Origin of the sequence: Acinetobacter sp. Ac_5812 (genome assembly GCF_013072695.1) — a bacterium.
In the GTDB taxonomy this organism is placed as follows: Bacteria; Pseudomonadota; Gammaproteobacteria; order Pseudomonadales; family Moraxellaceae; genus Acinetobacter.
The window spans coordinates 159,833-173,599 of the sequence record NZ_LXUK01000002.1; the positions used below are offsets into that span (position 1 = coordinate 159,833).

The window sequence follows — 13,767 nt, forward strand, 5'->3', positions numbered from 1 at the left end:
ATTTACCCCAGTGGCTTAAGCTCACAAATTGCTTTTACGAAACCTTGGCCATAATGCAAATTATCCAAGACTTGAGAAACGATGTAGGTTTTACCCTGCCATAGGATCTCATCTGCTTTGGTTTCAGTATTACCTGAGGACAAAGCAAACTTGGTATGAATATTAATTGCACCTTTAATCAAAGTTCCATCAGGACGGCGGTCCATGTTTAGACCGCTATTGGTAGTCACCACACCTGCAAAAGTGGTGGTAGTTATGGTTTCTTGCGATCGGCCGTTATTACCCACGATGACTGCAGTACGATTACAGGCAATACCAATATCCATAAAATCAGGATCTAGAAGTACATCAGAGACATCAAGACGAGCCACGCTTTACCTCCTTATCCTTTTTCATGATGATGTAAGTAACTTTCTTGCGCAGCTCGCCAGTATCGATCAACGGCCGAACTAGGCCTGTTTCTGCAGGTCCAGTTTCTAGCTGTTTAAGGTACTTTTTCGCACCTTTACGCCCACGCCGTGCACGTGCACGGATAGTGGCCAAAGACAACGGCGCAAACTCACCATTTACGAAATATGCTCGAACAGAGTTCATTGCCTTCATCCCTGCAGACTCAAGCAACATCATCATGCGCTTATGATTACCAGTTAATGCAGCATCAACTGCTTTTACCAGCGTATTACCTACCTCGTCTTGAACTTCTTCAACACCCGGTACAAGGAAAGCACGTTCAGGAATGTTCATTGCAGGTGAGCCATTTTCCTGCAGGTATCCGATTTGGGCATTGGTGAGACCATCACCATCGGTTCGTACTTCGCCGTGTGGAATACCCACAAGCACATCAACCTTCGATAATTCAGCAACGGCCTGCAAGATATCTAACAGACCATTGCCTGTGGCTGTTACATTGCTGCTCATAGTTGAATACCTCCCGCACCTGCCATCATCATGAGCTGATAGAACTGAACACCCCACGTGGTCTGATTCCAATGGCCAGCATCAGCAATAATCACACCAGACACATCCATAGACTTTGCAACACTATCTACTGCTTTAGAAGTCTCGTTCCCGACAATCTTGCCTGCATCACCACCTACACTGGCCGCATCCATTCCACGTTTGTACAACGTGAGATAGTGAGCGATAAACAGCGTCAAACCATAATCGAGCAGATCCTCCCATCGATCCTCATTCAATAATTTTTTCCCAAGATTCAAGTAAAAATTAAATTGGAATGTTGGATATTGTGCAGCATCTGCAAAGACTGGCATCGTTTCCCGAAAGGATTGCTCATCGATCATGGGTTAAGCTTCCTTTGGCTGCTCTTTGGTTTTGGCCGCGCCCTTTGTACCAGCAGCAGTTGCATCTGCAGGTGTCTGTTCAGCTTTGGTCAACAGGATTTTAAGATCGCTGATCTCTTTATCCTTCTCTTGAACATCGCCTTTCAGCTTTTCGATCGTTTTTGTGGCTTCGTCCGATTGTTCCTGCAGGATTTTAAGATCACCCTGCAATTGCTCAACCTGCTTTTGTAGTTCGCCGTTTTCAACATCTTCTTGGGTGAGCTCTTGGCAATGGGCTTTTACGAACCAGTTTTCAGCAACCTCTTGTTCTACAGACTGCAGCCCAGCTTGAAGTTTTACCGTAATTGCACGGCCATGTTCATCAGTACCAAGGTTAACAGTCAATGGACGTGAAAGGAGAATTTGTACTTGCTTACTCATGTTGCTCTCCTTACAGACCATCGGCATAGAATGCTGTCTCAGGGTAAACCCATTCAACTGCACCTAAACGGCCGTAATAAGTTGTTAATTGACGTAAATCACGGTATTCGACTGGCGTACGCTGTAACGGCACCATCGGGAAACGAACGCGGTTTTCGTTCTGCTCATAACACATCATGCGGTCAGTACCTGCAGTACCACGGCCAACACACCATTTAGATGGCTGGATATCTAACGGCTTACCATTCTTAGCCATAGAGATACAGTTGATTTTGACGTATTCCAGAATTGAGATGTTTCCCGCTTCTGAAACTTTACGGGTAACGATCAAACCGAACTGCTCAGGCGGTAATAACAATTTAGAAGGACAAACGGCGAAAGCAGATGCAACCCATGCGTTATACAAAATCATATTTACGTCTGCGAGAATTTCATCTGCAGTAGCAGCCGACCATTCTTTATTGACGTTGGTTGCTCCTACCTTATCCGAGTTAAGCAATCCCTTAACACCCACGATGTCATCACCAATATAGATCTGCTCATCAGTGTCCATATTGTGCTTAAGGATTAAGCCGCTATGCTTTAACGCATCAACAGGGCGACCAACTTGGCGAGCCGATTCAAGCTCTGGAAGTGTCCAGCCGATCTGATTGGCCCATAAAGTCAATGGTTGAGCTGTTTTGCCGATATCCAACGCAATCCCCTGGATTGCATCAGCGTTCTTGCCTACCCAAGATTTACCCTGTGGCGATGCACCACCAGCTGCAGCAAAGGTAGCATTTGAGAAACTCGAAATTTCATCGGCAATGGATACGTCTGAACGTAGATCAATGTCACGGGACCAAGTGACATCAGCCAAAGGCTCATGCATGGTTTGATCTAAGCGTTCTAATTCACCAACCAGAAACGCACCTGTACTATCTACCGTCTGAGCATCAAAGGTCAGCATATGGTCACGTGTACGCGCACGTACAGGGTTTGCAGTACCCATGGCCACGGCTTGGGCAAGAGTAGTTGCAATCAATAACTTACTCATATTGTGTTTTCTCCAGGCACAAAAAAACCACCTCATTGGTGGCCGTGCGAATCAATTTTGTTTTAGATGTTGAATGAAATTTCTACGTTGCCCTTTGCATCAGCATCATGCATGAAAAAGGCACTTGGCAATGCAATACTGTTTGCACCATCTGCTGCGGCTTCGATTCCACCCACTGGCTTGGCTTCTGTGCCTGCAGTGACACGCACATAAACAGTTCCTGCTTTTTTGGCATTACCAGCATTACATTTCACTGTCATATAACCACGGCGTAAAACGTCTTGAATTCCGTTAGGCTGAGGCACTGCTTTGCCTAATTCGTTTTGCGCTGATTGAGTTGGGTAAGCGCGAACAAATAAACCGTAAATCACTGCCGCCGTATCTGCAGCAGCGAGTGGTACAAACTTTCCTGTTGTACCATCAATCTTACCGAATAGACCAAATGCAGCGAACTGTGCACCTACAGGATGCGATTCAATTGTTGATTGGCTTTTACGAGAGACATCACCAGGGATACCGCTCGGCATGCGATATAAAAAAGCATTACTCATGATTATTTTCCTTGTTGGTTCCAGTAGGCGCGGTTACGGGCGTTAATGTCTGCAGGTGTTGGTGCAGATCGACCGAAATCACTTGTTTTAATTCCAGAACGAACACCACGGGCATTGTTCTGCTGTTTGATCAATTCCGATGCCCCTGCGAAAGCAGCATCAATTGTATGGGTGGGTAATTTGTCAAAATCAGGATCTACCCCAACAAACGGAGCGATTGCCTTCTGGCCATCTTGTGTTGCGTATGAAGCCTTAAGCACCTGACGCTTAACATTCAAGACAGCTTTACCATTTTGGGCACTATCCAAGGTCGGCATGCGATAACCAGGCGAAAGGATCTCTGCACGGGAAATAACTTCTTTTAATGAATCACCTGTATAGCTCTGGACACCATTACCAGATAGCTGCTCAGCTTCTTCGGCTTCGGTTAAATCACCAGAATCATTAGTTTCCGATTCTTCCTCGTCCTCATCCTCGGTTTCATCTTTTTCAGAATCCTTGGTTTTTTTCTTTTCAATGGCTGACATGCGCATATCCATCGTTTTCATGAATTTACGCATTTCCGCCTGAAACGCCGCATCACCTGTTTTGGTTTTTCCCTCCTCAGGTTCGTCCTCATCTTCGGTTTCTTCTTCCTCAGAATCAGACGTTTTTTCTGCCTCCTCAACAGCCTGATCCACGGTACGTTTAAGCCCAATCAAACTTTGATACCAAGGCGCTTTATTTTTAGTCGTCTTTTTAGACATAAAACTATCTCCTATTGAGCAGCGAGAACCGCATCGCCCTTTTTCAACTAATGCAATATGGTTCACCCGAATATTGCTCTGTAACCCTTTGCCCTTGCTGGTCTCTGTATAGTCAGCATCGTAGCCTAGGGAAATTTCTACTTTTCCATCGAGAACCTTTTGAATGGTCTCTTTATCCATGACCAAAAGATCAGCCATGAGATAATCAGAATCGACACCATCACCACGGCGAACATCTTTGCCCACCCCCTTGGATAGTTCTTTCCAGTTATCTGGCGTTACCCAATCATCAGGGTGGTCATCGGTAATAGGCTTGCTTTCAGCACTTGCAATGGTGATTGGATCGAATAGAACATCTTCACCACGGTAGATGATGATCAAGCCAGTATTGTCTGCAGTGACTGGGACCTCGCCGTCTGCATACATCAAAGTCCCAATACGTGCGATCGGAACATCACGACATAGCAAATAACCCTCTGGGGTAATCTCTCGGGTGCGTCCTAACTGGCCAGTGGTATAGATCTCTGATCGATCAACCGTTTTCTGATCTTTTGTCTTTTTAGGTTTAAACATGGTTCACCTTTATGCAGGCATAAAAAAACCACCCGAAGGTGGTCTTTTTAAAATGAATTTATCATTCAATAACTTTTAAAGCTTCGGGTGAAAAGTCATAAGATTTGACTTCACCCTCGACAACCCAAACACAGACGGCTTTAGCATTATCCTTGCGAATTCTTTCAACTGTCATCGAAATACCGCCTGATTTAAGTTTTACAACATCTCCAGCTTTAACGCTCATAATTATTCTCCAGAAATAAGAATCTTCAAATATATCAGCTATTAAAATTTAAACAATATACTTAAACATCAGGTATTACTGGCTCTGCATAACACCGGCAATTCGGTAAACATCCTGCATGACCACGCAATCGATCTAAAACAGGTGGGCTACTCCACAAAACGAACTTCCCATTCATTTCCTTATGGGATGGCCTAACATCTCCATCCTCACTGGTTCGCCAAATATATCCATCAGAACCAAGATTCTCGGCTCTAGCCTGTGTAAATAAACATGATGCTCGGCTGACCTCAGTGCGAGCAATTGTATTTGCTCTGGATCTTGTCACTTGACCAGTGGCCATGATTAGACCAGCAACCTCACTGGCTCGACTACCATCAATTAGCGATCGTGTAGATAGATCCTGAACACGCTGAGCTGCTTCCAGTGGTAGCGATCTAATCAAGCGAACTTGCTCATTTAGCAACTCTTGATAGACCGCACCTATATCAGTGTCGCGGATCTGTTCACGCACACCACGGGATAGATCTTGTGCATAGATGAGCCAAGTTTTCTCATCACGTAAAGCAACATCTGTGATGATTCTCCCCGCAGTGTTTTGTGCCCAAAAATGTAAAGTCTCTGCATATTGATTTAAGGCATTCACAATGATGGGGTACTTACTTGGATCATTAACATCGAAACCCTTAACAATGGTATCAACGTAATGGGCAATCTTTCTAAGCTGCTGACTGTACCGGATCTCCATCTTTCGCGCCCGATTCGGCGTTAGGCGGCTGATTTGGTTCTTCATCGTCTAAACGTCCCCTTGGCGGTGGTGGATCTTCATCATCAGCATCTTTAATTTCCTCGTCTGTGATATGAGAGAAAATTCCAGTTACTTCGCTTGATTGGCGTAACTCTTTAAGGGCGGTAGACCGTTTGATCAGCCCAGATTCCTCGGCTGCAGATACAGCATCAACCACATTCTTGGCCACCTCTGCTTTTTTATCGTCCCCAAGCTGCCACAATGAGGCGAATTGAAAGTCGAATGAATCAGGCAAAGGCTTGCCAACCACAGACATAGACAACACGGCATAAAGGATCTGCAACGGCGTACGCAATCGGCCCTCTTGCTGTTGATTGATATTGTCGTAATAGTTGGCTAGATCAGATTCTCCCGTGGCATTTAGCCCTGCAGGTGACTGCCCGAATAAGCGCACTAAAGGGATACCGGTTGCACCAGAGATCTGTTGTCCAAACTGCAGAAGTAAATTATCCAATCCCGTAAAGCTATATTGATGAGTCTCAAATTCATCCTCGGCATCCATCAAGGTCAAACCCTCGTTAGATTGCCATAGTCTGATTTGTTCAATCTGCTTTACCAGAGCATCAAAAAGCTTGCCACCTGCAGCAATGACATTGCGTAACCCTTTGACCTTGTAGGTGCGTAAATGAGCCTTATAGACCAACTGCCCAGCGCCTAAAGTTGCGCTGTCAAAAATCGTTAATCGATCTAATAAACGCTCAATGACTGATTGGCCCCAAAGGTTTTCTGTGATCGATTGGTTATATGGCAATTCAACGCCGTCCATACGAATTACACGGGAATAATGGATTTTCTGATTGCATAGCCCAACTGAATCATGGATCACGTCATAGAATTTAGGCATTCCATAATGTGGACCATATTCAGTGACAAGATCTTGCATAGATGGCTGAACCATCCAACGGTCTAAAACCAATAAACCTTTGAATTGACCTTTACCGACTGTATTGGTATTTAACGGCGTCGAAACGTTCTGGCCATCGATTAGCATTACAGCAATGGTTCCACCATATAGACGGGACCACTTAATTGTCTTATTAAGACGATCCCATACCTGCAGGCGATCCATCTCTTGGTCAATCATCTCCCCATCTTTCGGTGAACTAAATCCCTTAATGTTGCAGCCCTTACGTGTCATATCATCGGCGACAACATCAACTACTTGGCCAACCACCCAAGAAGTGCGATACATTGCTTCGAGTTTTAATCGGTTGCGGCTTAAGTAATTGAACCCATAACCAGACTGGTCATGTTGGTTTCCTGAACCCAAGCCAACGCGAGCGGCGAAGTTTTGAAAACTGTCCGCCGTAAATTTTAAGAGTCCCATAATTTTCTCGTATTAAAGCTTGCCCCAAACACTTAAGGCTGCAATCTGCGGGTTAAAACAAATCATGACGCTATCAGCTCGGTTCGGTGATGCTGTACCGTCTGGTTGCTTGTTGACTAAGATCTTACCCACACCGTTCTTTGTATATGTAGGCTGTGATAACTCGGTAGTGAGCAATGCCAACTCCTTAGGGTCGATATGCTCACTAGATAGTGAAATGATCATGTCGGGATCATATTCACGCCCTTCCAGTGCTCTAAATGTTTCCTGAAAACGTAAACGCAAAGACCACCATGATTGTGCTTTGAGATTTGCAAAGAAATCCTTATTGAAACGCATTTCAACCATCTGACTATCAGGCTCATGCACTGCACCAGATCCACGGAATGGCTGAACATCAACCTCGGATAATCCTTGCTCTCTCCGTATCTCATTGATCACTCGGGCATCTCCACGGCATCCAGCACCTAAACCATCGGCATCGTAAAATAACGTGTCGATTGATTGATCGATACTTAGATCCATGGCCTTTTGAGTTGTTCCGAAAATATCATCGCCTTTGCCTGACCATGTATCCAAATAGGTCATAACAACGCCGTGACGCGCTGCATAAGAGTTCTTATCCTTACCCTCATCAGCAACGTCCAGACCTGCAATACGATCACCTGTAGGCTCAATGCCAAGCTTAGTATGTGCATCAACTGCAAACTGTACCCACGTTGATGGAATCAAGACACCTTCCACAGATGCGGCATAGTTAATATCGACCTCTTGAGCCAGGACAACATCATCGAGTGTGGCCAGTTGCTTTTCATACCACGGGTGGATCTGCTTCCCTTTATATTCAACGGTCCAGTTCTTATCCGGGTTAGCTCGCCAAGGCATTGAAAAAACTGCGTAGCGGCCGCTGAATCTATCCTGGTGAAATCGATCACCAATCCCGTTAGGTGTAGATCCTTTGATATGAACGTTCGTGTTTTGCGATATAGCTGCATCAACAGCCTCTTGTCGCTCTACGAATGCCCACTCATCAAGAAAATACATTGTGGTACGTCCACCACGGCCAATATTGTCACCAGCTTCACCTGTAATGGTTGCGCCGTTATCCGGGTTAATGATCCGCATATAGTTATCATGCACTTTCTCGACAAAGCCCTTAGGCTTCATCCAGTCAGGCATTTTGCTGAACATATCGCGGAACTTATGGAATAGGGTTTTAGGGTCGCCCTTCTTATCTACCAATTCCTCTTTACGGCTACCCACTCCACCTGCAAAGCCGTCAACGTATAACCACCGATGCAGGAAATACCCGAGGACAACATAGCTCATTCCCTCATCACGGGATTTTTCAATTAGGCCATGTGTCTGTGTATTCTCTCGCTCTAATAGCCAATCAACCAACTCCACTTGCTTAGGCCGTAACACAAAAGGAATATTGGCAGGGAGACCAAACGACATGCCGCGCGGATCATATGTCCATATCCAATGATTGAACCAATGAATCGGATCTGTACGGCACTTATATAGCTCCGCCTGAATGCTTAATTCGTTCTGCTCAGCTACAGCTTTGTAGTAGTAACGCCGTGACATTTCGGCCACAACATCAGGAAGCCGTGTATTAATCGTCCACTGTTTGATTAATGGCGCAATCTCATCAAGTGCATAAGTCATTTCTTACCTGTCAGGACTAAACGAGAAAGTTCTAACGGCGACATCGCGGCAAGTTCTTCCGGTGTAAGAATTGGTGGTGATGGGATTTGAGTATTTTCTGTTTTTATTGCCCCACCGCCTGCCCCTGTAATTTCGACACGCTTCTCATAAAAACCTTTCATGATCTTTTGCATTTGGTCCACGATTTTAATTGTCATCGTCACGTTATTTTTTTTAGACCAAAGCAGATCGCTTAAAATTTTGAGCTGAACAATGTCATTTGCTCCACTAATGTTGTGGATTGGTTGCTTGAGATAATCATCCCGTGTTGTTTCAAATACGTCCTTGTATTCTTGTCGTAGATCTCTGCCTGCAACCTTGGTGGGGTCGTAGGCTTCCACTTGCTGCGGTGACACATCAATGTTGAATTTTTCCTTGATGTCCTTAACAACTTCTGAGGGTGTCATGAATTGCGCAAGTGACCGAACTATATAGAGTTGCTCGGCTTTTTTTAGCTTTGCCATAATTCAAAATCCATCAAGGCCCATCAAGGAAACAGGCCAAAAAAAAGAGCCATTAGGCTCAACTTACAAGGCAGGTTCCACAGCACTTGGAAATGTTTACATCATTCACAAACGGCGATTGCTTCGCCACTTCAATAAGTCGCTTCACTTGCTCGCTCGCTCCCCATCGTTTCACTATGCTGACAAACTCCTCAACATCGTGGCCAGTGAGATAGTGTTTTGGTAAACCTGTCATCTCGCTAAGACGTGGTTCACCATCCTCATCACGCTCTACGCCGATGTGATATAGCTCATGCTCTATCAATGCACAAAAATCTCGGTCTGTAGCTTGCTCGCAAAAACTGGCATCAATGGTAATGAGATATACCGGCACATAGCCAAACCAATCACGCATCTGCTGCTCTTGTCTCGCCTTACGCCAACCGCCCTGGTTAAACATAACTTTTTCACATTGGCCAGAAACCATTTGTTTTTTGACAGTACATGCTTGTGATGCCCAGGCAAATGCAAGGAAACCTTCGCTGTCATGTAGTAACTCAGCGATATGGTCATGGTCTGGATTGTGTAGTGGTCCACCAATGGTTAGAAAATTATCAATTACCCATTGCATGAGATCTGGTGCCGGTGCAAGGCGTATTGCTTCCTCACTATCTGCTTGATCAATCAAGTCAGTCGGTGGAAATGGTCTTATTTGGCTCATTAAATGTGTGCCTCTTTAAATTTTTAAGCCATTGTTGTGCAAAGCTCGCTTGTATCTGTAATGGACCAGCCTCATTAATCTTAAATCTAGCTGCCGATTCCAAACGAACAATAGTAAATCCCATTTCATAAGCAGTGTGTTCACGATCAGCATCATGGGAGAAACATTTTCTTTTCCTGCCTGCTGACCATGGCCCACCGGCAATTTCAACCAAAATTCGATACTCAATTAAATGGAAGTCAAAACGCCAGTGCTTCGTTGATTTAAACTGAAATAACTTTTCATGTTTAATTTCTAAAACCTGTAAGGCACGCTCCAAATCCTCAAAAGCTTCTAAGTATTTTTCATTCGCTTTCGGCAATGGTTTGTAACGTGGCTTTGATTTATGTTCTCGCTTTTTAGTGAGCTCGAAATATTTTGAACTATCCATAAATCACACCCATAAAAAAACCACCGATTAGGTGGCATGGAAAATCAATTAAAATGACAATCTAAAAGCTATTTTTATCCATATTGCTCATTAAAGTTTTATAAAGATGATGCTTATCTTTGGATCTGGCTTCTTTTAAGATTGATTTAATTTCTTCATCAGTCTTTTTGTTACCCCTTCTAACATAATTTAAAAAAATTGCTATAGAGACAAATGGGTGATCATTTTCCCTTATATACGGTTTCACTAAATACCGATATGATTTAGTCATAACAAACAGTCAAATAAATATGAAATATACATTAAAATTATATACTTATAATTATTGAAATAGAATAAGCATCTTAACAAATAATGTAATTATATAGTCAGGCTTAACTATTAAGATAGAAACCCCGCCAATACCATTATTGCAGCGGGGTTTTTAATGCCGTAATACGTTCGGCTAGTTGACTCGCATTGCGCTAATGCGAGTGAGGGTTAAATCATATTTTCGAATATTCCATATCTTTACCGCGAGATTCACAACCTCACGCTCATTTTCCCAATCAATATAAATTCTTTCTTCACTTAATGGATGATCTGGCCATGTTGTTATGTTTGTGCTGGGAGATTGCGCCCCACACTCATGGCAAAATGCACGAGCTGACCATATAACCCCATGCTCTTTTAAATCATGTGAATTACTATCAACAGCTATACCATGGTCATAACCGCAAAATGGGCAAGGCAAACCCTTAACATCTGGCCTCATATTATTTTCTTGATCAGCATGCCAACGATTTTCCATTTTTATTTTCTCTTTTTGAATGGCCATGAAAACAGCCCAGCTATCCAAATGAATAACTGGGCTGAGTAGTACCGTAGTTTAAGGCTAACTGAGTGTGTTAAGGGGTCGCCAATCCGCAAGTAAATACTCACCTCTTTAGGTGGTCAAACCAAGGGTAGTGCCTTGTTCAAAGCCTCGCACCCCTCTATTCACTCTGCCGACCATGCAAAGCGCCTATTACTTTAAGAGGTCTAATAGGTAACCCCAGAAACGCAAAAGCCCACCTTTCGATGAGCAAAAAAATACCCACTGACTGATGTGGTATCTCAGTGGGTATGAAAATCAAAACTAAGTGAATTACTATAACTTCGTCCACTGTATCACAAATCTAAACTAAGTGTGCTACACAGTCAAGTGTGAATTAAAGCCTTATCAAACACTCATTAATACTTCAATTTTCCCATCTAAATACGATAGGCCTAAATCAATCTCCCTTCGGACGGTTGCCTTGCTCACCTTGTGAGTATTCGCAATCGTTTGATACGACCAATCGTTCTCATATTTTAAAATCAACAACCAGGCACGCTCTGCCAAATATTCTCTATTTTCGTTGTGCATTTTCGCCAAGAGTTTACCAACCTCAACCGCTTCATAATCAGTAATTTCACATGGCTTTGAAATCTTGCTTGCACGAACTCGTGTTTCATCTGCCTGGTCTATTGCTTTGGCAAGCGGGTTAGCAGAGCTTTTAAAATTACCTGATCGAACCCAGATACCATATTGATCAAGCCACTGGTGAGGTGAGCGCTTCGACCAATCCATTTTTTGTTTTGCTACTGCATTCATTATTTTCGCGCTCCTAATGCTTAAAAAATTTACATGTGAATTGAGTTCCGTTAACCCAATACACTTCTTGACCTTTACAAACTTGAACCGTGTTCCATGTATTAACCGCCACTACAACAATGGCGAATATGATGAATGCAATAATTAAAAACCAATCGTTATTTTGTTTTCTCATTTCAACCGTCCGTAAACTAACATTGCTGCATCACGGCTGTGTTCACTTGTTCTGCCTACCCAGCCAGTTATTTTTTTAAAATATGCATCTTTGGTTTTTGTCATGTTTGCTGCAGGGTGTACCAAGTCAAATTTAATTCCCTGCTCTACACAGAATTGCTCCCATATACTGCAGTCACGTTTAACAGATCCAACGCCCTCACGTACACCTGCACCCGACTTAGCTTGTCGCGCATCTGTAGATCCGAACCAGGTGCGCTTCCGTGCATCTTCAATACGTACAAGCAAATCAGGATCTTGATCATGCAACTCTTTGACCGCCTCCATTGCTTTTGTAATGGTTAAGGTCTCAACACGGTTCAGAACCCCTTTATTGGCCACAGCAAAACCTGTCTTAACGCCGCAATCGATACCAACTTGAATCATATTGCTTTCCCCTTGATCGCTTGCTCTAACTCTTTTGCACTTCCTCTTAATGCTCTCAATAGCAAGTCTATTGAACTGTAAGCTTCATCAGGTGTATCAATCGTGCTTAGAATAAAGATTGAATCATCCACCCGCTTTTGCAGGTCATTCACTTTTGATTGCTGCTGATTGCTTAATTCAGCCATTTCAACAAGCTTAAGCATGTTTAACGGATGAGCCACAACATCGATAAAAGGACCGTAATGTCTATTGCATGCATGAATAGCATCCTCTGCAGCTCGCCTAAAAAGCACCAATTCTCTTGGAGACAGCTTACTCATCGCCCTTCTCCCACTTCTCAAAATGAAAGACAATTGGCTTTTGAACAAACTCAACCAATCCAAAACGCATTAAGTGGCGGATCTGAGGGCAATCCCGAATCACTTGGATATCTCGATAATGGACCAATAGTTCACGCCAGGATTCGAGTGATAAAGAACGTTTGTTGTGGTTACACGGCGTGCAAGCAGGCATTAGATTCTCGTAAACATCATTTTCAGGCTTTGTAGGCTTGCCAGTTGTTAAATCTCTAACAACCGCATTTAAATGATCTGGATGCCATTTATCGCCTAATTCATCACCACAATAGGCACAACAACCACCAAACTTTTGCTTTAAATCTGCTTTTTGAATTTCTGTTAATTTCACTGGCTTTACTCCTTGTAAGCGGCCAAGGTTTTAACCTGGCTTAATAGGCCCTTCCTGCGGATCTGCGTGTATTGCTTGTTCGCTTGTTTTGCTTCTGGTGATCTATTGCCCTGTACGTAAGCACTGCGCAAAATCATCATTTCTGCATAGCCCTTTGGTTTATTGGCCAATGTGTCTAGATCTAAGAAATCAACATCAGAAACAAAACAACAAAATGGGCGACCATCATCCAAGCGTCCATAAACACGACCATCTTCACAACGATCGACAACACCCTGCCCTTTGAATCGGATACGGCGCATCCCCTTGTCTGGTTCGTTGTAGAAATCAACCTTGATCTGTACACCTTTGCGTAATTCAGCCGATTTAACTGCAATCCGAATTTTTTCTATGCCTGCCTCGCTTTGGACCAGCGTGTAGTGTTTATCAAAGAAATGATCACGCTCGATATACAAACAAGCATCAAACTCTTGAATGATCGCTTTCAGGTTTTGAATACCTGCAGGCGTGTTTAAATTAATCATGCTGCAGCTCCTTTTTGTTTAAAGCCAATTTCCGCTAATTGTTCAGACC

At 43.6% G+C, this 13,767-nt stretch carries 20 protein-coding genes; all 20 read right to left on the reverse strand.

Annotated elements, in window-relative coordinates; genetic code table 11:
* Positions 1-2: 2 nt before the first annotated feature.
* Positions 3-371 carry a hypothetical protein gene (locus A7P55_RS03070; protein WP_171551066.1) on the reverse strand — a complete coding sequence of 123 codons (369 nt, stop codon included), beginning with the start codon at positions 369-371 and terminating at the stop codon, positions 3-5.
* Positions 358-918 (reverse strand): hypothetical protein, encoded by a 561-nt coding sequence (locus tag A7P55_RS03075; protein ID WP_171551067.1) that lies wholly within the window; start codon positions 916-918, stop codon positions 358-360. Before A7P55_RS03075 ends, A7P55_RS03070 begins: the two co-directional genes overlap by 14 nt.
* Complete coding sequence (locus tag A7P55_RS03080) at positions 915-1,301, reverse strand: DUF4054 domain-containing protein (RefSeq protein WP_171551068.1); 387 nt, start codon at positions 1,299-1,301, stop codon at positions 915-917. The genes A7P55_RS03075 and A7P55_RS03080 overlap by 4 nt, the downstream gene beginning before the upstream one ends.
* Before the next feature lie 3 nt (positions 1,302-1,304).
* Positions 1,305-1,721, reverse strand: coding sequence for a hypothetical protein (locus tag A7P55_RS03085; protein ID WP_171551069.1), 417 nt, complete (start codon positions 1,719-1,721; stop codon positions 1,305-1,307).
* 10 nt (positions 1,722-1,731) lie between these two features.
* Positions 1,732-2,757 (reverse strand): DUF2184 domain-containing protein, encoded by a 1,026-nt coding sequence (locus A7P55_RS03090; RefSeq protein WP_171551070.1) that lies wholly within the window; start codon positions 2,755-2,757, stop codon positions 1,732-1,734.
* 62 nt (positions 2,758-2,819) lie between these two features.
* Positions 2,820-3,308, reverse strand: coding sequence for a hypothetical protein (locus A7P55_RS03095; RefSeq protein ID WP_004805815.1), 489 nt, complete (start codon positions 3,306-3,308; stop codon positions 2,820-2,822).
* 2 nt (positions 3,309-3,310) lie between these two features.
* Entirely contained in the window at positions 3,311-4,627 is a 1,317-nt protein-coding gene (locus tag A7P55_RS03100) for a DUF2213 domain-containing protein (protein WP_171551071.1), read from the reverse strand.
* A gap of 61 nt (positions 4,628-4,688) precedes the next feature.
* Complete coding sequence (locus A7P55_RS03105) at positions 4,689-4,853, reverse strand: DUF2158 domain-containing protein (protein ID WP_004805811.1); 165 nt, start codon at positions 4,851-4,853, stop codon at positions 4,689-4,691.
* A gap of 61 nt (positions 4,854-4,914) precedes the next feature.
* Positions 4,915-5,601, reverse strand: coding sequence for a phage minor head protein (locus A7P55_RS03110; protein WP_004805809.1), 687 nt, complete (start codon positions 5,599-5,601; stop codon positions 4,915-4,917).
* On the reverse strand, positions 5,573-6,988 hold the full coding sequence (locus tag A7P55_RS03115; protein WP_004805808.1) for a DUF1073 domain-containing protein: 1,416 nt from the start codon (positions 6,986-6,988) through the stop codon (positions 5,573-5,575). The genes A7P55_RS03110 and A7P55_RS03115 overlap by 29 nt, the downstream gene beginning before the upstream one ends.
* 12 nt (positions 6,989-7,000) lie before the next feature.
* On the reverse strand, positions 7,001-8,659 hold the full coding sequence (locus A7P55_RS03120; protein ID WP_004805805.1) for a hypothetical protein: 1,659 nt from the start codon (positions 8,657-8,659) through the stop codon (positions 7,001-7,003).
* Positions 8,656-9,162: a DUF2280 domain-containing protein gene (locus A7P55_RS03125; RefSeq protein ID WP_004805804.1), complete on the reverse strand. Its 507-nt coding sequence runs from the start codon at positions 9,160-9,162 to the stop codon at positions 8,656-8,658. Before A7P55_RS03125 ends, A7P55_RS03120 begins: the two co-directional genes overlap by 4 nt.
* Before the next feature lie 58 nt (positions 9,163-9,220).
* Positions 9,221-9,862 (reverse strand): putative metallopeptidase, encoded by a 642-nt coding sequence (locus tag A7P55_RS03130; protein ID WP_171551072.1) that lies wholly within the window; start codon positions 9,860-9,862, stop codon positions 9,221-9,223.
* Positions 9,831-10,292 carry a hypothetical protein gene (locus A7P55_RS03135; protein ID WP_171551073.1) on the reverse strand — a complete coding sequence of 154 codons (462 nt, stop codon included), beginning with the start codon at positions 10,290-10,292 and terminating at the stop codon, positions 9,831-9,833. Before A7P55_RS03135 ends, A7P55_RS03130 begins: the two co-directional genes overlap by 32 nt.
* Before the next feature lie 445 nt (positions 10,293-10,737).
* Complete coding sequence (locus A7P55_RS03140) at positions 10,738-11,082, reverse strand: hypothetical protein (RefSeq protein ID WP_171551082.1); 345 nt, start codon at positions 11,080-11,082, stop codon at positions 10,738-10,740.
* A 411-nt stretch (positions 11,083-11,493) separates the two neighbouring features.
* Positions 11,494-11,907: an antiterminator Q family protein gene (locus tag A7P55_RS03145; protein ID WP_171551074.1), complete on the reverse strand. Its 414-nt coding sequence runs from the start codon at positions 11,905-11,907 to the stop codon at positions 11,494-11,496.
* A 171-nt stretch (positions 11,908-12,078) separates the two neighbouring features.
* Entirely contained in the window at positions 12,079-12,507 is a 429-nt protein-coding gene (locus tag A7P55_RS03150; RefSeq protein WP_171551075.1) for a hypothetical protein, read from the reverse strand.
* Positions 12,504-12,827: a hypothetical protein gene (locus A7P55_RS03155; protein ID WP_171551076.1), complete on the reverse strand. Its 324-nt coding sequence runs from the start codon at positions 12,825-12,827 to the stop codon at positions 12,504-12,506. Before A7P55_RS03155 ends, A7P55_RS03150 begins: the two co-directional genes overlap by 4 nt.
* The gene (locus A7P55_RS03160; RefSeq protein WP_171551077.1) at positions 12,820-13,194 is read right to left on the reverse strand and encodes an HNH endonuclease; all 375 of its coding nucleotides are present in this window, start codon (positions 13,192-13,194) and stop codon (positions 12,820-12,822) included. The genes A7P55_RS03155 and A7P55_RS03160 overlap by 8 nt, the downstream gene beginning before the upstream one ends.
* A gap of 5 nt (positions 13,195-13,199) precedes the next feature.
* A complete protein-coding gene (locus tag A7P55_RS03165; RefSeq protein ID WP_171551078.1) occupies positions 13,200-13,718 on the reverse strand; it encodes a hypothetical protein in 519 nt (172 codons plus the stop codon).
* Between the last annotated feature and the right edge of the window lie 49 nt (positions 13,719-13,767).

Excerpts from the sequence above, each read along its gene's own strand:
- A7P55_RS03075 (WP_171551067.1), bottom strand. The coding sequence starts at position 918 with ATGAGCAGCAATGTAACAGCCACAGGCAATGGTCTGTTAGATATCTTG.
- A7P55_RS03080 (WP_171551068.1), bottom strand. The coding sequence starts at position 1,301 with ATGATCGATGAGCAATCCTTTCGGGAAACGATGCCAGTCTTTGCAGAT.
- A7P55_RS03085 (WP_171551069.1), bottom strand. The coding sequence starts at position 1,721 with ATGAGTAAGCAAGTACAAATTCTCCTTTCACGTCCATTGACTGTTAAC.
- A7P55_RS03090 (WP_171551070.1), bottom strand. The coding sequence starts at position 2,757 with ATGAGTAAGTTATTGATTGCAACTACTCTTGCCCAAGCCGTGGCCATG.
- A7P55_RS03095 (WP_004805815.1), bottom strand. The coding sequence starts at position 3,308 with ATGAGTAATGCTTTTTTATATCGCATGCCGAGCGGTATCCCTGGTGAT.
- A7P55_RS03100 (WP_171551071.1), bottom strand. The coding sequence starts at position 4,627 with ATGTTTAAACCTAAAAAGACAAAAGATCAGAAAACGGTTGATCGATCA.
- A7P55_RS03105 (WP_004805811.1), bottom strand. The coding sequence starts at position 4,853 with ATGAGCGTTAAAGCTGGAGATGTTGTAAAACTTAAATCAGGCGGTATT.
- A7P55_RS03110 (WP_004805809.1), bottom strand. The coding sequence starts at position 5,601 with ATGGAGATCCGGTACAGTCAGCAGCTTAGAAAGATTGCCCATTACGTT.
- A7P55_RS03115 (WP_004805808.1), bottom strand. The coding sequence starts at position 6,988 with ATGGGACTCTTAAAATTTACGGCGGACAGTTTTCAAAACTTCGCCGCT.
- A7P55_RS03120 (WP_004805805.1), bottom strand. The coding sequence starts at position 8,659 with ATGACTTATGCACTTGATGAGATTGCGCCATTAATCAAACAGTGGACG.
- A7P55_RS03125 (WP_004805804.1), bottom strand. The coding sequence starts at position 9,162 with ATGGCAAAGCTAAAAAAAGCCGAGCAACTCTATATAGTTCGGTCACTT.
- A7P55_RS03130 (WP_171551072.1), bottom strand. The coding sequence starts at position 9,862 with ATGAGCCAAATAAGACCATTTCCACCGACTGACTTGATTGATCAAGCA.
- A7P55_RS03135 (WP_171551073.1), bottom strand. The coding sequence starts at position 10,292 with ATGGATAGTTCAAAATATTTCGAGCTCACTAAAAAGCGAGAACATAAA.
- A7P55_RS03140 (WP_171551082.1), bottom strand. The coding sequence starts at position 11,082 with ATGGAAAATCGTTGGCATGCTGATCAAGAAAATAATATGAGGCCAGAT.
- A7P55_RS03145 (WP_171551074.1), bottom strand. The coding sequence starts at position 11,907 with ATGAATGCAGTAGCAAAACAAAAAATGGATTGGTCGAAGCGCTCACCT.
- A7P55_RS03150 (WP_171551075.1), bottom strand. The coding sequence starts at position 12,507 with ATGATTCAAGTTGGTATCGATTGCGGCGTTAAGACAGGTTTTGCTGTG.
- A7P55_RS03155 (WP_171551076.1), bottom strand. The coding sequence starts at position 12,827 with ATGAGTAAGCTGTCTCCAAGAGAATTGGTGCTTTTTAGGCGAGCTGCA.
- A7P55_RS03165 (WP_171551078.1), bottom strand. The coding sequence starts at position 13,718 with ATGATTAATTTAAACACGCCTGCAGGTATTCAAAACCTGAAAGCGATC.